Source organism: Streptococcus troglodytae, from assembly GCF_002355215.1.
Classification (GTDB): Bacteria; Bacillota; Bacilli; order Lactobacillales; family Streptococcaceae; genus Streptococcus; species Streptococcus troglodytae.
This window is the reverse complement of record NZ_AP014612.1, coordinates 1798780-1822362: the sequence shown is the minus strand read 5'-3', so window position 1 is coordinate 1822362 and position 23583 is coordinate 1798780. Positions and strand designations below refer to the sequence as shown.

The 23583-nt window shown below is 37.6% G+C and carries 23 protein-coding genes, 1 other RNA gene and 2 pseudogenes; 25 read left to right on the top strand and 1 reads right to left on the bottom strand.

Annotated elements, in window-relative coordinates; translation table 11 throughout:
- Nucleotides 1-6: 6 nt before the first annotated feature.
- From SRT_RS08860 to SRT_RS08830, 7 genes are all read left to right on the top strand, one after another.
- Nucleotides 7-975, top strand: coding sequence for a helix-turn-helix domain-containing protein (locus tag SRT_RS08860; RefSeq protein WP_128833827.1), 969 nt, complete (start codon nucleotides 7-9; stop codon nucleotides 973-975).
- 474 nt (nucleotides 976-1449) lie between these two features.
- Nucleotides 1450-1962 (top strand): HXXEE domain-containing protein, encoded by a 513-nt coding sequence (locus SRT_RS08855; RefSeq protein ID WP_128833826.1) that lies wholly within the window; start codon nucleotides 1450-1452, stop codon nucleotides 1960-1962.
- Nucleotides 1963-2036: 74 nt separating this feature from the next.
- Complete coding sequence (locus tag SRT_RS08850; RefSeq protein WP_193432417.1) at nucleotides 2037-2489, top strand: LytTR family DNA-binding domain-containing protein; 453 nt, start codon at nucleotides 2037-2039, stop codon at nucleotides 2487-2489.
- A complete protein-coding gene (locus SRT_RS08845; RefSeq protein ID WP_128833824.1) occupies nucleotides 2489-2872 on the top strand; it encodes a hypothetical protein in 384 nt (127 codons plus the stop codon). The genes SRT_RS08850 and SRT_RS08845 overlap by 1 nt, the downstream gene beginning before the upstream one ends.
- A 17-nt stretch (nucleotides 2873-2889) precedes the next feature.
- Nucleotides 2890-3864 carry a ketopantoate reductase family protein gene (locus SRT_RS08840; protein WP_128833823.1) on the top strand — a complete coding sequence of 325 codons (975 nt, stop codon included), beginning with the start codon at nucleotides 2890-2892 and terminating at the stop codon, nucleotides 3862-3864.
- A gap of 158 nt (nucleotides 3865-4022) precedes the next feature.
- Nucleotides 4023-6659, top strand: a complete 2637-nt coding sequence (gene polA / locus SRT_RS08835) for a DNA polymerase I (protein WP_128833822.1) — start codon at nucleotides 4023-4025, stop codon at nucleotides 6657-6659.
- Nucleotides 6660-6751: 92 nt separating this feature from the next.
- Nucleotides 6752-7207 (top strand): CoA-binding protein, encoded by a 456-nt coding sequence (locus SRT_RS08830; RefSeq protein ID WP_128833821.1) that lies wholly within the window; start codon nucleotides 6752-6754, stop codon nucleotides 7205-7207.
- Between the two features lie 165 nt (nucleotides 7208-7372).
- Here SRT_RS08830 and SRT_RS08825 read toward each other — a convergent pair whose 3' ends face one another.
- A complete protein-coding gene (locus tag SRT_RS08825; RefSeq protein WP_128833820.1) occupies nucleotides 7373-7591 on the bottom strand; it encodes a garvicin Q family class II bacteriocin in 219 nt (72 codons plus the stop codon).
- A 415-nt stretch (nucleotides 7592-8006) separates the two neighbouring features.
- On the opposite strand from SRT_RS08825, the gene tgt reads away from it, so the two are divergent.
- From tgt to SRT_RS08730, 18 genes and pseudogenes are all read left to right on the top strand, one after another.
- The gene (tgt, locus tag SRT_RS08820; RefSeq protein ID WP_128833819.1) at nucleotides 8007-9149 is read left to right on the top strand and encodes a tRNA guanosine(34) transglycosylase Tgt; all 1143 of its coding nucleotides are present in this window, start codon (nucleotides 8007-8009) and stop codon (nucleotides 9147-9149) included.
- The gene (locus SRT_RS08815; RefSeq protein ID WP_128833818.1) at nucleotides 9149-9712 is read left to right on the top strand and encodes a nucleotidyltransferase family protein; all 564 of its coding nucleotides are present in this window, start codon (nucleotides 9149-9151) and stop codon (nucleotides 9710-9712) included. The genes tgt and SRT_RS08815 overlap by 1 nt, the downstream gene beginning before the upstream one ends.
- A 963-nt stretch (nucleotides 9713-10675) precedes the next feature.
- A complete protein-coding gene (locus tag SRT_RS08810; protein ID WP_128833817.1) occupies nucleotides 10676-11689 on the top strand; it encodes a YdcF family protein in 1014 nt (337 codons plus the stop codon).
- A 77-nt stretch (nucleotides 11690-11766) separates the two neighbouring features.
- Nucleotides 11767-12543 carry an MBL fold metallo-hydrolase gene (locus SRT_RS08805; RefSeq protein ID WP_128833816.1) on the top strand — a complete coding sequence of 259 codons (777 nt, stop codon included), beginning with the start codon at nucleotides 11767-11769 and terminating at the stop codon, nucleotides 12541-12543.
- The gene (gene tadA, locus SRT_RS08800; RefSeq protein WP_128833815.1) at nucleotides 12543-13013 is read left to right on the top strand and encodes a tRNA adenosine(34) deaminase TadA; all 471 of its coding nucleotides are present in this window, start codon (nucleotides 12543-12545) and stop codon (nucleotides 13011-13013) included. The genes SRT_RS08805 and tadA overlap by 1 nt, the downstream gene beginning before the upstream one ends.
- Nucleotides 13010-13573, top strand: a complete 564-nt coding sequence (locus SRT_RS08795; protein WP_128833814.1) for a hypothetical protein — start codon at nucleotides 13010-13012, stop codon at nucleotides 13571-13573. Before tadA ends, SRT_RS08795 begins: the two co-directional genes overlap by 4 nt.
- Nucleotides 13574-13600: 27 nt before the next feature.
- An RNA gene (ffs, locus tag SRT_RS08790) (signal recognition particle sRNA small type) lies at nucleotides 13601-13699 on the top strand.
- Nucleotides 13700-13755: 56 nt separating this feature from the next.
- Nucleotides 13756-14007 (top strand): annotated as a pseudogene (locus tag SRT_RS08785) (SDR family oxidoreductase); the annotation flags it as partial.
- Nucleotides 14008-14228: 221 nt separating this feature from the next.
- Nucleotides 14229-14753: a cysteine hydrolase family protein gene (locus tag SRT_RS08780; RefSeq protein WP_128833813.1), complete on the top strand. Its 525-nt coding sequence runs from the start codon at nucleotides 14229-14231 to the stop codon at nucleotides 14751-14753.
- Between the two features lie 379 nt (nucleotides 14754-15132).
- A complete protein-coding gene (locus SRT_RS08770; RefSeq protein WP_128833811.1) occupies nucleotides 15133-16482 on the top strand; it encodes a glucose-6-phosphate isomerase in 1350 nt (449 codons plus the stop codon).
- Nucleotides 16483-16712: 230 nt separating this feature from the next.
- On the top strand, nucleotides 16713-17513 hold the full coding sequence (locus tag SRT_RS08765) for an SDR family oxidoreductase (protein ID WP_128833810.1): 801 nt from the start codon (nucleotides 16713-16715) through the stop codon (nucleotides 17511-17513).
- Nucleotides 17514-17534: 21 nt separating this feature from the next.
- Nucleotides 17535-19400: a BglG family transcription antiterminator gene (locus SRT_RS08760; protein WP_128833809.1), complete on the top strand. Its 1866-nt coding sequence runs from the start codon at nucleotides 17535-17537 to the stop codon at nucleotides 19398-19400.
- Nucleotides 19400-19888: a transcriptional regulator GutM gene (locus SRT_RS08755; RefSeq protein WP_128833808.1), complete on the top strand. Its 489-nt coding sequence runs from the start codon at nucleotides 19400-19402 to the stop codon at nucleotides 19886-19888. Before SRT_RS08760 ends, SRT_RS08755 begins: the two co-directional genes overlap by 1 nt.
- A 79-nt stretch (nucleotides 19889-19967) precedes the next feature.
- The gene (gene srlA / locus SRT_RS08750; RefSeq protein WP_128833807.1) at nucleotides 19968-20510 is read left to right on the top strand and encodes a PTS glucitol/sorbitol transporter subunit IIC; all 543 of its coding nucleotides are present in this window, start codon (nucleotides 19968-19970) and stop codon (nucleotides 20508-20510) included.
- A gap of 90 nt (nucleotides 20511-20600) precedes the next feature.
- Nucleotides 20601-21605 carry a PTS glucitol/sorbitol transporter subunit IIB gene (gene srlE / locus SRT_RS08745; protein WP_128833806.1) on the top strand — a complete coding sequence of 335 codons (1005 nt, stop codon included), beginning with the start codon at nucleotides 20601-20603 and terminating at the stop codon, nucleotides 21603-21605.
- Between the two features lie 42 nt (nucleotides 21606-21647).
- A complete protein-coding gene (locus tag SRT_RS08740) occupies nucleotides 21648-22013 on the top strand; it encodes a PTS glucitol/sorbitol transporter subunit IIA (protein WP_128833805.1) in 366 nt (121 codons plus the stop codon).
- Between the two features lie 250 nt (nucleotides 22014-22263).
- Nucleotides 22264-22455, top strand: a pseudogene (locus tag SRT_RS08735) (hypothetical protein).
- A 435-nt stretch (nucleotides 22456-22890) separates the two neighbouring features.
- A complete protein-coding gene (locus SRT_RS08730; protein WP_128833804.1) occupies nucleotides 22891-23427 on the top strand; it encodes a hypothetical protein in 537 nt (178 codons plus the stop codon).
- Nucleotides 23428-23583 lie beyond the last annotated feature (156 nt).

Below are 23583 nucleotides of genomic sequence, written 5' to 3'. Positions count from 1 at the left end.
AAAATTATGAAACTGATGATTACGAAACAATTTCAGTCTTTCTTACAAGAATTGGGAATAGATATCGGGCTGATTTTACAAAAAGCACAGCTGCCTAATAGGCTGTGGCAAGAAGAGCTTACTTATAATGCTCAGGAGTACTATTGTTTTATAGCAACCTTGGATAAGCTGATTACAGATGAGGCGCTATTAGCTTTGAGCAGAATTGAAAACATTAAGAAGTTTGTACCGGCCTTTTTTGCTGCTTTAGCAAGTCCTGATGGTTTGACGGCTTTACAGCGATTTTCGAAATATAAAAGCTTAATTGGTCCAGTAAAAGTACAGATTGATGACAGCGGAGACAAAGTTGCTGTAAGTTATGCCTACTGTCCAGCACAGCTTCCGCTTCCTCGCATGTTATTGCTGCAGGAACAGCTGCTTCTCTTAAGTCTCTTACGGACGGGAACAGGGACTTGCATTCTTCCTTACGAAATCAGTTCTCCTTATGATTATGGAAAGCTCCTTGAAAAGGAAGCAGGGATTCTACCGAAAAAGTCAGATTATAATCGCTTAGTGTTATCTAAAGCAGATCTTGAGAAACCTTTTATCACTGAAAACAATGTCATGTGGTATCATTTGAAGTTAAGTCTTAATCAGCAGTTGTCCCAGCTTCATAGTGATGGCAATTTCACTCAGGCCATCCAGACAGAGTTGCTGTCTGCCATCCCCAGCGGACAATTTTCTCTTGTAACGATAGCTGACAGACTAGGCCTCAGTGCCCGTACTCTGCAGCGTAAATTGGCTGTTGAGAATACAACTTTTAAGGAAGAAGTTTTACACATGCAAAAATTGATGGCTTTTTCCTATCTCGGCTTATCTATGTCAGTTGATGAGATTGCTTATTTAGTCGGTTACTCAGAAAAGTCCAGCTTTCTTCGGGCTTTTAAAAAATGGACCGGCAAGACGTTAAAGCAGTATAAGGAAACCAATCTTTAATAAATCAAACACGGCTACGACACTGTGCAAAAAGATAAAGACTTTCTACATGTTAAAGCATTTTCGTCAGTTTTCCTATTTTGCTGTGTGCCGCTTACGCCTTTGTATCTTAAATAAATTGAACACGAGCTAAAATCCTAGTAAAAAAGATAAACGTCCTTATGTCTTGGTGACACGGCGTCCGTTTTCTATTTTTATACGGATTTTGTAACGCTCTTTGTATCTTAAGTAAATTGAACACGAGCTAAAATCCTAGTAAAAAAAGATAAACGTCCTTGTGTCTTGGCGACACGGCGTTCGTTTCCTATTTTTATACGGATTTTGTAACGCTCTTTGTATCTTAAGTAAATTGAACACGAGTTAAAATCCTAGTAAAAAGATAAACGTCCTTGTGTCTTGGCGACACGGCGTTCGTTTCCTATTTTTATACGGATTTCTAATGCTCTTTGGTATCTTGAATAAAGGAGAGAAATAATGACAGCAGCACTATTCGCTTTTATCGCTATAACGCTTTTTATGATACACGAATTTGAAGAAATAATTTTAGTCTGCCCATGGATTGCTAAGAACAAGAGCGATCCCAAGTTTGCCAATGAGATATTTATCTCAGGCAGAAAGCATTACCCTTCAGCAGAAAATATTGCAGTAGTTGTCTTAGAAGAGTTTGTTTTAGCTAGTCTGATTTTGCTTACAGGCATTCTTTTTAAAGTACCAGAGTTGGTATTAGCTATCACATTGGGACATACTTTCCATCTTTTTTCTCATATTTCTCAAGCCATTACTTATCGTACATGGGTGCCCGGCAGCATTACTGCAGCATTAACTCTCCCTTTACTGGTTATGGCTATCACGGGATTTTGTTTTGCTCAGTCACTTAGCTGGATGCTTTTATTGATGCTGACAGTCCTTATATTCCCTCTTCAGTTGGTTAATCTGCGCTTTCTTCATCGGCAGACAGACAAAGTCGAAAAATTCCTGCATTCGTAAATTAGATTGTATTTCAGTTATCTAATCCTGCAACTTGGTTGATGCAGGATTTTTTGTGGAAAAGCTGTGCTATAATGGGTACTATGAAATTACGAATTGAGCAAGATGATCAGTACAAGGAATTAGAAATTCACATCACATATGGTCAGAAAGATAAATTGATTGAGCGCATTCTCAGTTTTCTGGATACAGTAGACAGGCAGCTCAGCTGTTACCAGGAAGACAGAAACTATTTGGTCAATTTTTCAGATATTTACTATATCGAAAGTGTGGACAAAAAGACATTTGTTTATGTGGCGGATGCGGTTTACCAGACGGATTTGCGACTTTATCAGTTGTTAAATGATTTGCAAAGCAGCGGTTTTGTTCAAATCAGCAAGGCCTGTTTGCTCAATATCAATGTTTTGGAGAATATACGCCCACTTTTTAACAGCCGCATGGAAGCCACTTTATTGAATGGTGAAAAGGTCATTGTCAACCGTCGCTATTTGTCAGATGTTAAAGAAGCTTTGAAAGGAATTCGATAATGAGAAAAGTAGTCACAAATTTCTTTGCAACGACGGGAATTAGTTTAATTTTGTTATCTTTGTTTGCTCTTTATTTTCAAGCACACTGGCTCTTACTGGTTACCATTTTTCAAGTGTTTTTGGTTAATATTTTGATTCATTTGGCCTTGCTGACGAGGCAAAAATGGGAATTTCAACAAGAACTAGTCGGAAGCCTTCTTGACCTTGTCATTATTGAGGGAATTATCTGTAGTCTTAGTTTCCCTTTTCATTGGAATGCCAGTCTCTGGGTGCTTTTGTTTATCGGTCTGATTGTTTACCTGATGTCGCATCTCTTAGAGCTTTTTTATCTGGGACAAGAGGCCCAGGAAATCAACTCACTTATCAAAAAACGCCGTCAGTAAAGAAAGGAAATGTTACAATGAAAATTTTAGTAATAGGTTTAGGAACGATTGGTAGTATCTATGGTTATGTTTTTCAAAAGGCGGGTCATGAGGTCGAGCATTACCTGAGAAAAAGCAGTCCTAAAGCTGCTGTTAAGCAGCTCCAAGTAGACTTGCTGGATGGTCGAACTGAGAAAGATGGTATCCAGAGCAGTGATGTTTACCAAGTGAAGCACTGCTCAGGCAAAACCTATGACTTTATCTTTGTCAGTGTCCCATCAGGCGGCCTTGCTTCTGTGATTGACAGTCTGGCAGCAGATGGTATTTCTGGAACGTTGATTCTGGCTTGCGGGATTTGGGAAGATCGTGCCTATGTTGACCGGTTAGTGAAAGGATATCCTTATATTTTAGGTTATCCTGTGGCTGGCGGTAATATCAGGGACAATAGGCTGACTTGCTGCCTTTTTGATCACTTTATGCTAGAAAGAAAGGAAAAGGCAGCTATTTCTAACTATGAGAAGTTAGCGAAGCTTTTTGCTGACTGTCAGATTCAATTGGAACAGCCCTATGATATGCTGGAGTGGATTTGGCTGCATATGGGCATCAATGCAGGTGTTATTTCAGTCATGGGAAAATCTGGAGATGTTAAGGATACGACTGCAGCAGCAGAAAAGCTCATGGATTCTATACAGTACTTAAAAGAAGCTGTCAAGGCTATTCGTGAAACTTCTCAAATCGTAGCTAGTCGAGGAGTTAATTTAAAGCATTATAAGAACGAGCTCTTAGCCTATAAATTACCGACTGTTATTTCTGCACCTCTTATGAAACGCATGTTTGCCAAAAAAGTACTGACCCGTAAAATCATGACCTTGCATGGCAATACTCAAGATTTGTTGTTTGTCTGTAAATGTCTTTATGATAGTGGTAAGAAAAATCAAATAGCGGCTCCTAACTTTTATGCAAATTGTGAAGAAGCTATGGGGAAAATCACTTCCTTAATGGAGAAAAAGTAGAAGATTTTGATGTTGATGAAGGAAATCCAACGATTATTTGATAAAAGTGAGGCTTGAGGCAATAGTGTCTCATTTTTTTGTAGCTTGTTTACTTCTTTTTAACCTTATTGTCAGTGTTTAAAGAGAGTAAAGACTAGGATTTATGTTACAATAGACCTATGACAAACAAGAAAAAATTATTATTGATTGACGGTTCTTCCGTTGCTTATCGTGCTTTCTTTGCACTTTATAATCAAATTGACCGCTTTAAAAATCCTGCTGGTTTACACACCAATGCCATTTATGGCTTTCATTTAATGCTGGATCATATGATGAAAAGGGTGGAGCCGACGCATGTTTTAGTGGCTTTTGATGCTGGGAAAACGACTTTTCGAACAGAACTGTTTGCAGATTATAAGGCAGGCCGTGCTAAAACGCCAGAAGAATTTCGTGAGCAGCTGCCCTATATTAGAGAGATGCTAACAGCTTTAGGTGTTTCCTATTATGATTTGGAAAATTATGAAGCTGATGACATTATTGGAACCCTTGATAAATTAGCCGAAAATGAGGATGAATATGATGTTACTATTGTCAGCGGTGATAAGGACCTCATTCAGCTGACTGATAGTAATACGACTGTTGAGATTTCCAAAAGGGGCGTTGCTGAGTTTGAAGAATTTACACCAGCCTATCTCATGGAAAAAATGGGACTGACGCCTAAGCAATTTATTGATCTCAAGGCTCTCATGGGGGACAAGTCTGATAATATCCCAGGTGTCACCAAAATTGGTGAGAAGACAGGCTTGAGGCTGCTGCATGAGCATGGTAGTTTAGAAGCTATTTATGAGCATATTGATAGCTTTAAAAGCTCTAAGATGAAGGAAAATCTTATCAAGGATAAAGAAAAGGCCTTTCTTTCTAAGACGCTGGCAACCATTGATACGCAAGCGCCGATTACCATCACTTTAGACGATATTGATTACTCTGGTCCTCAGTTTGACGCACTGGCTAAGTTTTATGATGAAATGGACTTCAGACAATTTCGAACACAACTTGGCAGTTCACCTAAAGCCGAAAATTTTGAAGTGAGTTATACAGAAGTGACTGAACTCAAGCCCGATATGTTTGCGCCTGATCAATTCTTTTATTTTGAAATTTTGAATGATAATTATCATACCCAAGAGATGATCGGTTTGGCTTGGGGAGATGACCAAGCGATTTATGCGACAACTGATACCAGTTTGCTGACGCATGATTTGTTTAAAGAAGCCTTATCAAAACCTATTAAAACTTATGATTTTAAGCGCAGTAAGGTCTTGCTGAGTCATTTGGGCATTGATCTGCCGACAGCTAGTTTCGATAGTCGTTTGGCCAAATATTTGCTGTCAACTGTTGAAAATAATAACATTTCGACCATTGCCAGACTTTACACAGATTTACCTTTGGAAACAGACGATGATGTGTATGGCAAAGGAGCTAAACGTGCTATCCCAGAAAAAGATGTTCTGCTTAGCCATTTAGCTAAAAAAATCAGTGTCTTGCTTGCTAGTGAAGGACCGATGCGGCAGAAACTGTCTACTAATGACCAACTGAACTTGCTTTTTGATATGGAATTACCGCTGGCAAATGTGTTGGCTAAAATGGAAATTGCAGGTATTTCGGTTAGAAAAGAAACGCTGCAGGACATGGAGCGGGCCAATGAGATTGAACTGCAGGCTCTGACTCAGGAGATCTATGACTTAGCTGGTGAGGCGTTCAATATCAATTCTCCAAAACAATTGGGGGTTATCCTCTTTGAAAAATTGGGTCTACCTTTGTCAGCCACTAAAAAAACGAAAACAGGTTATTCAACAGCTGTTGATGTTTTGGAGCGTCTGGCTCATCGTTCACCAATCGTTGCTAAAATTTTAGAATATCGCCAAATTGCGAAATTACAATCCACCTATATCATTGGCTTGCAAGATTCCATTTCCTTTGATGGCAAGATTCACACCCGTTATTTGCAAGATTTAACGCAGACTGGTCGCTTATCCAGCGTTGATCCTAATTTACAAAATATTCCTGTGCGTTTGGAACAGGGACGTCTTATTCGCAAGGCCTTTGTGCCTGAATGGAAAGAGAGCGTCCTGCTCAGTTCAGATTATTCACAAATTGAATTGCGTGTGCTGGCTCATATTTCAGGCGATGAACATTTAATTGCTGCTTTTAAGGAAGGAGCAGACATTCACACCTCTACAGCCATGCGTGTCTTTGGTATTGAAAGACCAGAAGACGTCACTCCTAATGACCGTCGCAATGCCAAGGCTGTTAACTTTGGTGTGGTTTATGGCATTTCCGATTTTGGTCTGGCTAATAATTTGGGTATTAGTCGCAAAGCCGCTAAGAATTACATTGAAACCTATTTTGAACGTTATCCGGGAATTAAAAATTATATGGATAGAGTGGTACGTGAAGCGCGTGATAAGGGTTATGTTGAAACGCTCTTTCATCGCCGCCGTGAATTACCGGATATCAATTCACGCAATTTTAATATTCGGTCTTTTGCGGAGCGAACAGCTATTAACTCGCCTATTCAAGGGAGTGCCGCCGATATTCTCAAAGTGGCCATGATTCATCTCGACCAAGCCTTGAAAGAAGGAAATTATCAATCGCGGATGCTCCTGCAGGTGCATGACGAAATTGTCCTTGAGGTGCCAAATGCTGAACTTGAAGCGATCCAAAAGTTGGTCAAGAAAACCATGGAATCTGCTATTGAGCTTTCTGTACCGCTTGTGGCAGATGAAAATGCAGGGCAGACTTGGTATGAAGCAAAGTAAACAGGTTTATTTATTACTTTAATAGCAATTGTTAATTTCACTTACCGATTTAAAAGAGGAAATTCAAGCGAAAAAGTTAAGGAGGTCATTTTATGGCTTATCAATTTCAAAATCCTAGTCAAGATGTCATCTTTGATTATTTAAAAAAAGCTAAAACGATTGCAGTAGTTGGCTTATCGGAAAGACAAGAGACAGCAGCTTATGATGTTGCTCAGGTATTGCAAAGTGCTGGTTATAAAATTATTCCTGTTAATCCTAGGGCTGTTGGCGGTAAAATTTTGGGTGAAACGGTTTATGCTCGCCTGCAGGATATTCCTGAACATATTGATATTGTGGATGTTTTTCGACGCAGTGAGTTTTTAGCAGATGTTGCTAGGGATTTCATTGAAACAGATGCAGATGTTTTTTGGGCACAATTAGGATTGCAAAGCCAAGAAGCAGAAAAAATATTACGGTTTGCCGGTTGCGATCAGATTGTCATGGATAAATGTCTTAAGATTGAGTATCTCAAGTTAAACTCAGAGGATAATTTATCAAAAAACATTTAGCGTTTATGCTGGTCACTGTGTTTTAGCACTTAAAAGGATTATCATTTGTCTCAAACAGATTTGTTAGTTCATACTTATGCGATAACATCAAAAAAACACCTCATCTATTATAATAGATGAGGTGTTTGCCGTTCATATAACAATATGAACGATTATTTTAATGACTTAAGCGTAAGCGGCAAAACTTGCTGCACCTGAAGCCCAGCTATTTACCACAACGTCTGTCAGAGCTTGCGCCGGAGATTTTGTTACCTTATAACCCCAGTGACCTTGGGAATCGCGGTAAGCATAGCCGTTAGCACCATCAAAAAGACCGCCTCCGGTTACATGTGAAAGTGTCTCAGTATCCATAGTTTCAAATTGTTCCATCATTTTTGTATTCATGTGAATACCTCCCTTTTTTATTGTTAGTATATCTACTAACATCGTCATTATAACTGTTTTTAGCAGAGATGTGAACCTGAAACCGTTTCAAAAATCGGAACTTAACCGTTGTGTTAATTGAGTGCAAAAGACTTCATTGGATATTAATTTTCAATTGAAATTTAAAATGAAACTAAAAGTTCCTACGGTACTTAGTATGAGAAATTGCTAATATGCCTCATATTAAATTAGTGCAAAAGCAGTTAATAGCTATAGCGTTGGTGTTTTGGTGTACCTTCCTTACACCCTCAAAAAACTGTTAAAAAGTTCTAAATGCAGGTTCTAAGAAGTATGCTTAATGACATCTGCCAGCTTTTTTGATAAAATTTATAAGGTTAAACTGTCCAAGATACAGTCTTGAAAGCAAGGAGTAAAAATGACACATTCACCGATTCAATATCGTCTTATTAAGAAAGAAAAGCACACTGGAGCACGTCTGGGAGAAATTATCACACCACATGGAGTTTTTCCCACTCCTATGTTTATGCCAGTTGGAACACAGGCCACTGTTAAAACACAAGCCCCAGAAGAATTAAAAGAAATGAAAGCAGGAATCATTTTGGCTAATACCTATCATCTCTGGTTACGGCCGGGAGATGACTTAGTTACAAGAGCTGGAGGCCTGCACAAATTCATGAATTGGGATCAGCCGATTTTAACCGATTCTGGTGGTTTTCAAGTTTATTCATTGGCTGAAAAACGCAATATTACTGAAGAAGGAGTTACTTTTAAAAACCATCTGAATGGAGCTAAAATGTTTTTGACCCCAGAGAAGGCCATTTCTATTCAAAATAATCTAGGTTCAGACATCATGATGTCCTTTGATGAATGCCCGCAATTTTATCAGCCTTATGACTATGTCAAAGCTTCAATTGAACGAACCAGTCGTTGGGCAGAGCGAGGCCTCAAAGCTCACCGTCGGCCTCAGGAGCAGGGACTTTTTGGCATTGTTCAGGGGGCAGGCTTTGAAGATTTGCGGCGTCAGTCAGCAGCTGATCTGGTTTCAATGGATTTTCCGGGCTATTCCATCGGCGGTCTTGCTGTTGGGGAATCGCATAAAGAAATGAATGCCGTTCTTGACTTTACAACACCGTTATTACCTGAAAATAAACCGCGCTATCTCATGGGAGTTGGTGCACCGGACAGCCTGATTGATGGGGTTATCCGTGGCATTGATATGTTTGATTGTGTCTTGCCGACTCGGATTGCCCGAAATGGAACGTGTATGACCTCAAGGGGACGCTTGGTTGTCAAAAATGCTCAGTATGCAGAAGACTTTACGCCACTGGATCATGATTGTGATTGTTACACTTGTCAAAATTATACCCGCGCTTATATTCGCCACCTGATTAAAGCAGATGAGACCTTTGGACTTCGCTTGACCAGTTATCATAATCTTTATTTCTTACTAAATCTCATGAAGAAAATTCGTCAGGCTATCATGGATGACAATTTGCTTGAATTTCGTAAGGATTTTGTTGAAAAGTATGGCTATGGGCGCTCAGAGAGAAATTTTTAATGGATGAAGAGCAGTTAAAGATATTACTGCTGGCAAATGAACCGATTTCTCGTATTTTAACCATTATTCGAGAACTTAAACTTTCGGATGCCTGGTTATGTGCGGGAACGCTTCGCAATTTTATTTGGAATTATTTAAGTGGGAAACCAGCCTTTGATAAGGAGACAGATATCGATGTTGTCTTTTTTGATCAGACGATTTCTTATGAAAAGACTGTGAGAATTGAGAAAGAGTTACAAACAGCTTATCCTGCCTATCAATGGGAGCTCAAAAATCAAGTCTATATGCATGTTCATAGTCCAAATACAGAGCCCTATCGAAATTCTTGTGATGCGATTGCGAAATATCCAGAAAAATGCACGGCTTTGGCAGCAAAATTAGACAACAAAGGAAAATTGGAACTCTTTCTTCCCTATGGTTTAGACGATATCATCCAATTTAAAGTTCAACCAACGCCACATTTTTTAGCAGATAAGGAAAGAATGCAAGTCTACCAGAAGCGTCTTTTGAAAAAGAATTGGCAAAATAAATGGCCGCAATTACAGTTTTTAGATGGAGATTAAAACTTTTTATAAAGGTAAATGCCCCTGTCTATTAAAATTATTATCACTTGAAGACAAAGCTACTTTTTCTATATATGTTTTGAAGTTCTGCAATGCCAATTTAAATGGCATTGATTTGTGAGCAAAGCGAGCCCTAATTAAGCGCCATGATAAAAGTGGCAGAAACAGTGATATTTCTGCTATTTGGAAGATTTGAGACTTTAGAATCAAATCTTAAATAAGCATGGGCTGCGGATTGTGGCAAAAAGATGAGTTCTCCTAGAATCTTAAAGATTCCGCGTCGTACTCCCTATTTTGCCTTTATCCGCTTAACGCCCTTTGTATCTTGGTTTAACTGAACACGGGCTACGGACGGCGGCAAAAAGAAAACATATCCTAGACGCAAGAGTCGTCGGTTAGTTTCCTATTTTGCTCTTGTCCGTTTAACGCCCTTTGTATCTTGGTTTAACTGAACATGGGCTGCGGATTGTGGCAAAAAGATGAGTTCTCCTAGAATCTTAAAGATTCCGCATCGTACTCCCTATTTTGCCTTTATCCGCTTAACGCCCTTTGTATCTTGGTTTAGGTATGGAATTCTCAAAGGCTGAAATAGTCATAGAGCTATTTTAAGTTGAGATATAAGGAAACGAAAGTTGCCTCATCGCTACCGTCCGTATCACCCAAGGAAAGTCTCATAAAAGATTTTGTCTTCAGTCTGAATCATCTAGTTTTACTAGATAATTTTAGATTATGTCAATTGAAGAAAAAACTTTTTTGAGAACTTACAAAGGTGTAAGGTTCTAACTTGATTTTTGGAATAAAATAAAGATGGAAGAATTCTTCAGAAGTGACAAAAGACTAATAGCATTAGAAAAATTTTGCTATTTTTGAATTTTTTAAGTATTTTGTTTACAAAATGAAGAGAAATTTCAGAAGTGACAATCATGCTTAAAAATTTAAGTGTAATAAAAATAAGGAGATGTTATGTTAGCATTGCTTGCAGTTGTATTGTTTATTTTGTTAGTGGCATCTATTTATCATGAGGCACGGAGTTTACTCAATCCCATTCTTCTTATCGTTTTTTTGATGGTAAGTTATTTGGCTATCGTTGAATTTCTCTATAGCCATGGTTATTATATGGCTTATAGCATTTTCCTGCTTCTTTTAATTTCGACTCCTCTTCTAATATTTTTGGGTGGCCTCTTTTTAGTCTATAACGGGATCATTCTGTTACATAAAGAAGGTTTCTCGAAGATTAATTTCTTATCGCTCTTTGTAGGGATAATGATTACTGTCTTCTTTCTATTAATGATAATCAGGCCCAAGTATTCAACTCATTTGTTGCTCAATCGTTTTATTGCTTCTTTGTATGCCTTGTTAAGTTCTTCTTTTTTTATTTTTGGTGTTGCCTTCATAGCATTTATGCTGTATTCCATTCTTTATCTGATTATTCCTAAAAACAAGCATTATGATTATATTATTATTCATGGTGCAGGTCTTTTGCATGGCAATCAAGTAACCCCCTTATTAAAGCGCAGGATTGATAAGGCCTTAGAAGCTTTTAGACAATCGAAAAATCCACAGGTCAAATTGATTGCCAGTGGTGGTTTAGGTCCTAGGGAAGCCATTTCTGAGGCACAAGCTATTGCCAATTATATTAGAAAACAAGCAAGTGATATTCCACAGGATAGGCTTCTCTTGGAAGAACGATCGCATTCAACCTATGAAAATCTTCTCTTTTCCAAACAGTTAGCAGAAAAAGAAATGAAAAAACCGCGTTTTCTTTTTGTAACTAATGCTTATCATGTCTTTCGAACCAGTGTTTATGCCCGCCGATTGCATATGGCTGGAGATGGCTTGGGGTGTTCAACAGCCGCCTATTATATTCCCAGTGCTTTTATTCGAGAATTTATTGCTATTGTTGTTTATTTGAAGTGGTTATTCATTATTTTTTATGTCTGGTTCATTATCGCTTTAATCTATGCTTTTTTTAGATAACATAAGCTGGTTTCTATTAACCAAAGAACAGCTCATTTTGTTATAATAAAAACAGCTAGAAAAAAGAAGGTGTTTTTATGAAACTAACCACACTTGGTTGTTGGGGGGCCTATCCCTATAAAGATGAAGGAACAACCTCCTATCTCTTGACAGGAGAAGACGGTTTTCAGCTCTTAATTGATTGTGGCAGCCGTGCACTTAATGAACTCGAAAAAGAAATCAGTCCGCTAGACTTAGATGCGGTTATCATTAGCCACTATCATCCAGACCATGTCGCTGACTTGGGCGTTTTGCGCCATTATTTTCAGCTTTATCCTAAACATCTTTGGACGCCCAAAGTTTTACCGATTTACGGTCATGACCAAGATACTTATGAGTTTTCAAAGTTGACACTCGATGGTGTTTCTGAAGGCAGAACTTATAATGTCAATGGTCTTGAGCAAATCGGACCTTTTGATATGACTTTTATTAAGACAGTACATCCTGTTGTTTGCTATGCCATGCGTATTGTGGAGCGTGCCACTGGTCAAATTTTTGTTTTCACAGGTGATACAGGTTATTTCGATGGCTTGGATCAATTCGCCGCAGGCGCTGACCTCTTTTTAGCGGATGTCTATCTTTACGAAGGTAATGAAAATCACATCGCTCATTTGACTACTAAAGAAGCTGGGAAAATTGCTAGCGCGGCTAAAGTAAAGCGTCTAGTCTTGACCCACATGCCGCCTCTTCCGCCAGAAGGTATTGCTCCAGATGACCATTTGGAAATTCTGCGTGCCCAAACAGAAAAATACTCAAATGGGATTCCTGTGGAATTGGCTGTACCTCACAAATCATGGCAAATCGGTAACTGCTGATGGCAGATTTGACTCAGGCAGAAAAAGAGTTTTTTATGGGAGAAGCTCTCAAAGAAGCTCAGCTATCACTTCAAAAAGAAGAGATTCCTATTGGCTGTGTTATCGTTAAGGACGGTCAAATCATTGGGCGTGGTCATAATGCGCGTGAAGAGGAAAATCTTGCCATCATGCATGCCGAAATTATGGCTATCAATCAAGCAAATAGAATACAAGAAAGTTGGCGTCTGCTGGATTGTACGCTTTTTGTCACCATTGAGCCTTGCATTATGTGCAGCGGAGCCATTGGTTTAGCACGTATTCCGCAGGTCATTTACGGAGCTGCCAATCAAAAATTCGGCGGCGCCGGCAGCCTTTATAATATTTTGACTGATGAGCGGCTCAATCATCGTGTAGAAGTAGAGAGGGGAATTCTGGAAAAAGAATGTGCTCAAATGATGCAGCGTTTTTTTAGATACAGGAGAACAAAATGAAAACAATCACCAAGCCACAGGAATGGCTATTATCAGCTTTTTTGTTTGCTTTAACATTACTCTTTGTTGGTCTGCTAGTTTTGAATTTAGATTTTCAAGCTTGGGCTTTTGAACGTCATCAAAACCAATTAAGCTGGTATATTCGTCCTATTTTAATCCTTCCCATCTTGTTTTTTGCCTATCATAGACGAATCATAGGGGTAGCAGTTAGCATCTTGGCTCTTTTTACAAGCATGATTTGGTTTCCCGTGCCACAATCAATACCACCTTTAGTCAAGGAGTTTTTAACCTATGAAAAGGAATTTTTACAAGCAGGCTTGACAGCTAAGAATGTGCTCTTTGCCTTTTTGGTTATTAGTTTTTTTGTCGTCATTGTTAGGGCAACTTGGCTGCATAGTTGGAAGTTAGTTGGTTTAATTTTGATTATCACAGCCCTTTCAAAAATTATTTGGTCTTATATGGACAGTGGACAGGCGGGCTTGACTATTGTCGTCCCAGCCCTAGTTGGTTTGATGATTTGCCTCTTAGCTCTTGCTTTTTGGCAAAAGAGAAAGTCTTAAGTTGGCAGTTTTTTTACTTTATGCTATAATAGGTATCGGAGCAACAGCTTTGCGTGAAGCGGGTCAGGGGAGGAATCCAGCAGCCCTAAGCGATTGTAAGCTGTGTGCTCTATTTTTTGTGTAATAGCAAAGTAAATAGATAACAGTAATAATTCCATGAATTTGTGATAAATATAATATGAAATGTAGACTATGCTTGTATAGATGATAAAGATATTAGAGTCAATACCATATCGCCATCATATGTAAAAACTGATGCTAATAAGGATTTATTAGACTCTTATTTCGGACAGCGTCTGCGAACCAGAATTCCTTATCAAAAATTTGTTGATTTAGAAGACGTTAGCCACTCCATCCGATTTTTATTAAGTGATCAGAGTAAATCAATTAGAGGACAAAATCTTGTTTTAGATTATGGCTATACCATTGTATAGAAAAAGAGATATTGTTAACCAAATAGGGTAGTCAATTCTCAGTAACAAATAAAAGTGCTAAATTATTTGTATTAACCCCCAAAGGTTGGACAGAAAATCGAACGATTGGGGTGTTTTTTGATGATTTTAATGTTATTATTATTTATAACAGCTAAAAATCTTGGAGTTGCTTTATCATAGGGACAGTGATTCATTTCAAACAGATAAAGGAGAAACGATACATGTCAAAAGCTTTAATTGTCATTGATATTCAAGAAGGACTTATCAATCTAGAACCCTATGCAAGAAGGCAATTTATTGAAAATACACAGAAAGTCATCCAGCATTTTCGTCAACATCAAGATGAAGTCATCTTCTTTAGACATTCTGAAGGAGAGGGATTGCTGGCAACGGAAACTGCAAATTGGCAAATTTATCATGAATTACAGCCATATCCTGAGGAAAAAATAGTTAATAAGTTCTACAACAGCATCTTCAAAGAAACCGGCTTAAAAGAGTATCTTGACAGCAAAGGAATTGATAAGTTGACATTTGCTGGAATGCAGGCAGAATTTTGTATTGATGTTTCTACAAAAGTGGCTTTTGAACATGGCTATCAGCTTGAGTTAATTGGTGATGCGATTACGACATTTGATAACGACTATCTTTCTGCAGAACAGATTTTATCTTTCTACAAAGAATTCATATGGGATAATCGATTTGCTCAAGTCAAAAATACAGAAGATATTTTGAATTCATCGAATTAATGTATGTTACTAGGGTTTGATTAGTCTTGTCAATAATGTAATAAATTTGAAGTTGAAATGGGCGTTTCAACTTCGTTTTTAATAAGAAAGATATTTCTGTTCCTGTTCCAAGGCAACTTAATATAGAATACTAGATTTAACTATCTCATAAAATCTAAATTTTTAGGATGAAAATTTCGTAGAAATAACAGATTATATCAATCAATATGAAAGTTAGTGAACGAGAAAATGCAAAGTTACATGCAAACGATTGTTCTCTTGTCGCTGTGGGCGTTAAAAAACAAGAAAACAGAAATGAAAGCGTTTTATATATAAAAATTGCTTGATTAAATTTAGTGAAAGAGATATCATAGAAAAGAAGAAATTTTGGAGGATTCAAATGACACACATTAAATTCGATTATTCAAAAGTATTGGGGAAATTCCTTGCTTCACATGAATTGGATTATATTCAAATGCAAGTGACAGCAGCAGATGAGGCTTTGCGTAAAGGAACTGGACCGGGTGCTGAAATGACGGGCTGGCTGAATTTACCTCAGGACTATGATAAAGAAGAATTTGCTCGTATTAAAAAAGCTGCTGAAAAAATCAAATCTGATAGTGATGTTTTGGTTGTTATCGGTATTGGCGGTTCTTACCTAGGAGCACGTGCAGCGATTGATTTCTTGAACAGTTCTTTTGTCAATCTTGAAAAGAAGGAAGAACGCAAAGCACCACAAATTCTTTATGCCGGAAATTCGATTTCTGCAAATTACCTGGCGGATCTTGTTGATTATGTGGCTGATAAGGATTTTTCGGTTAATGTTATTTCTAAATCAGGAACAACTACTGAACCTGCCATAGCTTTTCGCGTTTTCAAAGATCTTCTAGTTAAAAAGTATGGTCAAAAAGAAGCTAATCAACGTATTTATGCGACAACTGATCGTGTCAAAGGAGCCGTTAAAGTAGAAGCAGATGCTAATGGTTGGGAAACTTTTGTTGTTCCGGATAGTGTTGGCGGACGTTTTACAGTTTTAACAGCTGTTGGTTTATTACCAATTGCAGCTTCAGGAGCAGATTTGGATCAGTTAATGGCTGGGGCAGAAGCAGCTCGTCAAGACTATTCGTCTGCTGAATTATCAGAAAATGAAGCTTATCAATATGCGGCCATTCGTAATATTCTTTACCGTAAGGGTTATGTGACAGAAGTTTTGGCTAACTATGAACCATCCCTTCAATACTTTAGTGAATGGTGGAAACAGTTAGCCGGTGAATCAGAAGGTAAAGACCAAAAGGGCATTTACCCAACATCAGCTAACTTTTCAACAGATTTGCATTCTCTTGGACAATTTATCCAAGAAGGCAATCGCAATTTATTTGAAACGGTTATCCGTGTTGAGAAAGCACGTAAGAATATTCTTGTGCCAGAAGCAGCGGAAGATCTTGATGGTCTTGCCTATCTTCAAGGTAAAGATGTTGACTTTGTTAATAAGAAGGCTACCGATGGCGTACTGCTAGCTCATACAGATGGGGGTATCCCAAATACCTTCTTGACCATTCCTGAGCAGGATGAATTTACATTAGGTTATGTGATTTACTTCTTTGAATTGGCTATTGGAATTTCTGGTTACCTAAATGGTGTTAATCCGTTTGACCAACCGGGTGTTGAAGCCTACAAGAAAAACATGTTTGCTCTTCTTGGCAAACCAGGATTCGAAGAACTTGGTGCTGAGTTAAACGCACGTCTTTAATAATAAAATAAGAAAACCAAGACCTTAGCCTTGGTTTCAGACTGAAGACAAACTTCCTTTTGAGGTTTGTCTTTTTTTGATGTTAGAAAGAGAAAGGAATGGAATGCTCCAAACTTTTTAATTTTTCTAATTAGTACACTAATTTTTTTAATAAATGAAAAAGAGTGTCTTAATTATTTTATGTAAGCGCTTTATAATAATTGTATAAATAAAAGAAATGAGGTGTAAACATGGCTGATTGGTTAAATATTGCTGGCAAAACAGTAATTGTGACAGGAGCCTCTTCAGGTATCGGAAAAGCTATTGTGGATGAATTGCTGGACTTGAAGGTCAAAGTCGCAAATTTTGATCTCACGGATAATGGAGAAAAGCATGAAAATCTCTTGTTCCAGAAAGTGGATGTGACATCACGTGAGCAAGTAGAAGCTGCTGTCGCAGCTGTTGTTAAAAATTTTGGGACAGTTGATGCTGTTGTTAATAATGCAGGCATCAATATTCCACGTCTCTTGGTTGATCCTAAGGATCCTTATGGACAATACGAGCTTGATGATGCGATTTTTGAAAAGATTACCATGATTAATCAGAAAGGCCTCTATTTGGTTAGTCAAGCTGTAGGGCGCTTTTTAGTGGCAAAGAAAAAAGGAGTTATTATCAATATGGCTTCGGAAGCTGGTTTAGAAGGTTCTGAAGGACAAAGTGCATATGCGGGAACCAAGGCTGCTGTTTATAGTTATACACGATCATGGGCAAAGGAACTTGGCAAATACGGTGTTCGAGTTGTTGGTATTGCTCCGGGAATCATGGAAGCAACAGGTCTGCGGACGTTTGCTTATGAAGAGGCACTTGGCTATACTAGAGACAAGACAGTTGAGGACATTCGTGCAGGTTACGCATCAACAACGACAACGCCATTGGGACGCAGTGGGAAATTAAGTGAAGTTGCAGATTTGGTAGCCTATTACATTTCGGACCGTTCAAGTTATATCACAGGTATCACAACCAATGTTGCCGGAGGTAAAACGCGCGGTTAAATCAATACAGAGGGTAAAAAAGTGGCATTAGTTAATCGCTGGTATCATATTTTAGAAATATTGGTTGCTCAGCATAGTGTTTCTTTAGAAACTATGCGTAAAGAACTTAATGTCAGTATGAAAACGTTGCTGACAAGTATAGAGCAATTTAATGCTATTTTGGATGATGATATTCAAATCAGACAAGAAGATAATCTTTTGCTGTTGGACGTCTATGATTACGCTAGATTGGAAACAATTTTAGCAGGAAGTTTGCGCAAAGAGAGCGATTTTAATTCTTCAAATAAGCGAGCTTCTTATCTCATTAAACGTTTGATTCAAGCCACATCACCCTTGCTTATTGATGATTTAGCTGAGGAAATCGGTGTTAGTCGAACGACCATTAATAAGGATTTGAAACATGTTAAGGATTTGGCAGTAGAATATCAATTGTGCATATCAGGTAAACCTAATCGTGGTTTGGAAATTATTGGGACGGAATTAAATCTACGGCTCTTGTATATTCATCAGGTCTATTCTTATTTTGATTCAGCTGCCTTAAAGAAAGAGACATATGGTTTTTTAGAAGAACTATATACAGCCTTTAAAATTCCTAGAAAAACGCAGGAGTTACTGACTAAAGCTATTTCGATAACAGTTGCTCGCATTCAGCGGAAAAAACTTTTGCTTACCCCTATTGATCATTATGTTAACGGATTAGCTCAGTCAGCTATTATGGAGCAATTGCTTTATCATATTGAAGTGACTTATCAGATATCGCTCAGTCAGTATGAACAAGACTTCTTGAGCTTTCCTCTCAATACGCAATATATTGACGCATTGACTTATCAATTGACTGATGTGCAGAGTTTGCAGAAGCTTTATCAAAGCTTTGTAAAGAAGGTCAAAGATACACTCTTGGTTAACTTTGATGAGCAACGTTTATTTGCTGAAATTCAAACACATTTAAAATTTCTTATCAATCGACTTATCTTTCATGTTCAGGCTAATGATATTTTCCATAGAGAAATTCAAAATAAGTATCCTCTGGCTTTTGAAATGGCAAAAGTCGCTGGTGATGAATTGAAAGATCATTTTAGCTGTCAGCTGGAATTATCTGAAATGAGCTACTTAGCTCTTTATTTCGAAATGATTTTACATGAAAATGGAACTATTTTCCAAAGCAAAAAACGCCGAGTTGCCGTTGTCTGTACGACGGGACGTGGAACAGCACATATGATAAAGCGTCAATTAAAGCGTGTACTTGGCCATGATATCGAAATCACTCAATATTCAGAAGAAAACTTTAATCCTGACACTAATGATAATTACTTTGCTGTCTTTACAACCATTCCTTTGAAGCTAGGGCAGATCAATTCACCAGTTATTCAAATTAGAAATCTTTTTGATGATCAGTGGCTGCGTGAGGAATGGCAACGCGTTAATCATTATCATAGAAAAAATCTCAAAACAATCATTTTGACCTTTTCGAGATTAGCCAAAGCTACTAGCTATCGAGATTATCTAATGAACATGACACAGTCACTAGAAGCATTAGGGCTAGTGGATGATCATTTTGAAAAACGTATTTTGGATAGAGAAAAAGAACAGTCTACTATATTTGGCAATGGTATTGCTTTTCCACATACTATTAATCAATCATTAGAAAAGACCGTTCTAATGGTGGGGGTTCTTGAGGAGCCCTACCATACAGATCATGAAAGTGTTGATCTTATCTTTTTGGTAGCCATTCCCAATAAAATTGCAACGCAAACAGAGGCAGAACTTTTAGAATTGTATGATGATATTTTTCGAACTGCTAGCGATAAAGAGCTCAAAGAAGCTTTAAAAAAAGTGGAAAACAAAGCAGACTTTATTACATTTACCAGAGAAAAAGGAGTATTCTGATGAATTTTATGATTGTTTTTGGTCTCTTTGCTTTAGCAGCCTATGCGATTCAAATCATGTTAGGCTTAAAGCAGATTAAACATTTTACTAGCATTTATGGGCAATTAAGGCGTTTAGGACGTGTAGCCATTGGACGTCGGTCTGGTAAGATCAGAGCTGGGACCATTGTCATGTTTGCCGTTGATAAAGATGGTAAGGTTCTTGATGCTAAAAAGATGCAGGGTATTACCATGGCTGCTCGTTTTAAAGATATGCCAGATTATATTGGACAGGACCTCCATTATTTTGACAGCTATAACCCCCTCATTCGTAAGGAAAATAAGTTACTGCGTATTGCTATTGAAGATGCGAGAGCTGTTTTTCTAAAAACAGAGGCAGGTATCTATAAAGAATTTCCCAAACAGACGCCATTACTTGATATTAGGTTACAGACAAAATTCTTACTATCACGTTTCAAATTAAAAAAACGGCATGAAACTAAAATTTGAATCAAGAGATGAGTTAAAGTGAAGAATTCACCTTAGACTAAATTTTCTTTGCTTCTTAATACAGATAAAGGAGGTTATTATGTCTTATATTACAAAATTTGCTGAAGGGTTTATGAAACTTTTCCAAGCTGGGGGTAACAATTTTGTAGGTTGGATGACCAGTATTGTTCCAGTAGTCCTGATGCTCTTAGTTGCAATGAATGCACTGATTGCTCTGCTTGGAGAAGAAAAAGTGAATAAATTAGCCCGAATATCTGCTAAAAATCCGCTTAGTCGCTATATGATTCTGCCTTTTATATCCGCCTTTATGCTTGGGAATCCAATGGCGATTAGTATGGGACGCTTTATGCCGGAGTATTACAAGCCAAGCTACATCGCTTCTCAAATGCAGTTCTGTCATACTTCAAACGGCGTCTTTCCACACATCAATCCTGGTGAGTTATTTGTATGGATGGGGATCGCATCAGGGATAAAAACACTGGGTTTAAGTCAGATGGATCTAGCTATTCGTTATCTGCTAGTAGGGCTTTTAATGAATTTTGTTTCTGGCTGGGTGACTGATTTTACAACCGCTTGGGTATGCAAACAACAAGGAATGACATTGAGCAAAACTCTTGACTAAGAATAATTTGCAAACAGTAATAAGCGTGATATGAGCATAAAAGTATCGCTGCTTATTTCGTCTTGCAAGCTAGATTAAAGGAGAAAAATCATGGCTTACAGAAGTATTAAAATTGTAAAAGGAAATGGTGGGTTCGGTGGCCCTTTGGTTATTACACCAACTGATGAAAAGCATAAATTCATCTATATCACAGGTGGTGGTGAAAAGCCTGAAATTGTTGATAAAATTGTTGAATTAACAGGAATGGAAGCCGTTAATGGTTTTAAAACCTCAATTCCGGATGAGGAAATCGCTCTGGCTATTGTTGACTGCGGCGGTACCCTGCGTTGTGGTATTTATCCTAAAAAGGGGATTCCTACGGTTAATATTGTTGCAACTGGTAAGAGCGGCCCCTTAGCCCAATATATCACCGAAGATATTTATGTTTCCGCTGTTGGTATGGAACAGATTACCTCAACTGAGGAATCAGCAGGCAGTATTGAAACGAAAGAAGCGAAAGCTGAGACTGCTCAATCTCAAACAGGCACCTATGACACCAGTAAAAAAATCACTGAGCAACGTGCACAACAGAGTGTTATTGCTCGTATTGGTATGGGAGCTGGTAAAGTGGTTGCTGTTTTTAATCAAGCAGCGCGTGATGCTATTCAAACATTATTAAATACCATCCTTCCTTTTATGGCTTTTGTATCACTTCTGATTGGTTTTATTCAAGGCTCAGGTGTAGGTAAATGGTTAGCTAAACTCATGGTGCCGCTGGCTGGTAATATTTGGGGACTTATCCTGATCGGATTCATCTGTTCACTCCCGTTCTTGTCACCTCTTCTTGGACCCGGTGCTGTTATTTCACAAATTATCGGCACCTTGATTGGGGTTGAAATTGGTAAGGGAACTATCCCGTCGCAAATGGCTCTCCCAGCTCTTTTTGCCATTAATACGCAAAATGGTTGTGATTTTATCCCTGTGGCGCTTGGTTTGTCTGAGTCAACTGCTGAAACAGTAGAAGTCGGGGTTCCATCTGTTCTTTATTCACGTTTTTTAAATGGTGTACCACGTGTCATTGTAGCATGGATTGCCAGTATTGGACTGTATCAGTAAAAAGCGTAAACTTAAATTGTTTATTAGAAAAAGGGGAATAAAATGACTAAAATTTTTGAAGCAAAAGTGCTGGCTGTTGGGCCAGAAGCTCTCAGCATGATTAAGGATGCCAATATGCTTATTCTCTTTGGAGAAGAGGCTCCTCAAGATCTGGCAGATTATTGTTATAAAATTGATAATAAAAATCTAAGTGGGCATATTAAAAAGGGCGGATATCTTGTTATTAATGGCAATGACTGTCAAATTACGGCTGTTGGCAGTGTTGTTGAAAAGAATTTAACAGAACTTGGCCATATCACTATCTCATTGGATGGTTCAAAAGAAAGTTCATTACCGGGCACACTTCATATACAATCAGAATTTCCTGTTCAGCTTGAAGCAGGTTCCCTTATTCAAATTTTTGATTAGGAAGTAGTTACGATGCAATTAACGATAGACACCACCAATTTGTAGAACATTCGTTTTTATAAGGATATTCTTTTTTTAGCTGGTATGACAACTATATTAAAATTCTCTGTTACACTTGTGGGTTTGCAGGTTATTAAGCAACTTAAAACGCAGGAAAGTCATGCAACAGCAATGCCTATTTATACTAAAATGTAGGCTTAGTTGGTTATTGCCAGACGGTATAGATTATCTCTCTCTTTATTATAATCGCATGCAAAATCTCAATATAGCTACCACCATCGCACTTATCGCAGGAGAAATTGTACAAGCAAGAGCCGCGGCCAAAGGTTCTTGGAGCCAGTTATAAAAAAGTTGAGCAGATAAATCGTATCTTGGAAGCTGGTGTATATCAGCTGTCACCGTTAATCGCAATTTACTGCATCAGGTCTTGACTATTTTTTGATAATTAGCCTTCGGTGGTCGGCACGCAAGCAACTGACTTTATGTTTCATTGCTAAAATTGGAGTTTGTAACCTCCAATTTTGCCAGTATCGTTAGTCATTAACATTAACGATACTGTGACCACAGCGGCGACTGACGCTATTCCCATTATTTTTAGGGAATAAAGTCGCCCTTGGTATTGCGATGTGGTAAAAGTAGAATGGAATTGCCTTGGATTTCTAAAATACTTCATGGACTATTTGATCTTCTGCCCCTCACTACTTAAGGAAAACAAAAGAATAGTTAGTTTCCGAGTAAGTTTATAAAATAAAGAAGAAACAATCTGAGACTGATGTCTTGGATTGTTTTATAATTACCAGTAATATAATTGACATTTAATAGATATAATAATATAATATTAACGTAAATATTCAGAAAAATAAGAGGTTTTTTTTTTATGAAAAAAAGAAAAGTTTTATCAGCTATTATTGTAACAATCGTTTTATTTACCAGTATTGCAATAGTTCTGATTCCCCATAATGTTTATGCTAAAGTATCAAAAAACGCTTCTTTAGTTTCCTCAACAAGTGTTGCGGCATCATCCCAATTTAATTTTCAATTAGTAGAAATAAAACATTCAAACTTATTGCTAAAGTCAAAGAAAGCGAAGTCTAAATTTGAACCTAAAGATAGTTTAGATTCAACAATTGAAAAGATTAAAACTTATGAAGACTATTTAACAATGTATCAATTTATTGTAAATGAATATATTACAAATTATGAAGCAGTTGTAACACAATATGGCTTGGGAGATGCTGAAAGTTACAAGTCAATAAGACAAGGAATAGTGGATAGTGTTAAAGAGCAAAAAAAGCAATATGGAATAATGAAAAAAGCTACTATTATTGGAAAAAGTGATTTAATACAATTTTTAAAAGATTATCGTGATAAATTGAAAGAGTTTATTAATCAAATGTCTCAAGGATTGCAATAAGAAAGTCTTGATGTTTATTTTTACTTTCTTTATCAGGAAAATATATAATAAAAACTCGTTTATCTAAATTGCAAGGATGTAGGTTAGAGAAGCGGTCAATTCTCACATGATAAAAGTTGACATTGAAGACTAATAAACTATTATTAAGGAGTATAA